Origin of the sequence: Jejuia spongiicola (assembly GCF_023502325.1) — a bacterium.
Taxonomy (GTDB): Bacteria; Bacteroidota; Bacteroidia; order Flavobacteriales; family Flavobacteriaceae; genus Wocania_A; species Wocania_A spongiicola.
The window spans coordinates 1-279 of sequence record NZ_JAMFLZ010000039.1 but is presented as its reverse complement, the minus strand read 5'-3'; the positions used below and the strand labels follow the sequence as shown (position 1 = coordinate 279).

Genomic DNA, 279 nt, shown 5'->3' with positions numbered 1-279 from the left:
GGCAATCCAATAGCGGTAGACGATTCCGTTTCCATATCAGAAGACTCAACAACAGCAACACTAATAAATGCTATCGGTAATGATAATACGCAAGATGGAGCTGTATATTCTGCAGGAAGTTTGGATATTACCGGCACCATAGGAGCAGTAACCGATAATAACGATGGTACTTTTGGTTATATTCCAGCTGCAGGTTTTTCTGGAACGGACACCTTTACATATACTATATGTGATAATGACACCCCAGCAAACTGTTCTACTGCTACCGTTACAATAACC

At 40.9% G+C, this 279-nt stretch carries 1 protein-coding gene; it reads left to right on the top strand.

All coding sequences use genetic code 11. From position 1 onward, the window contains the following. A partial coding sequence (locus M3P09_RS17260; RefSeq protein WP_249974070.1) for an Ig-like domain-containing protein occupies window positions 1-279 on the top strand: 279 nt, incomplete at both ends.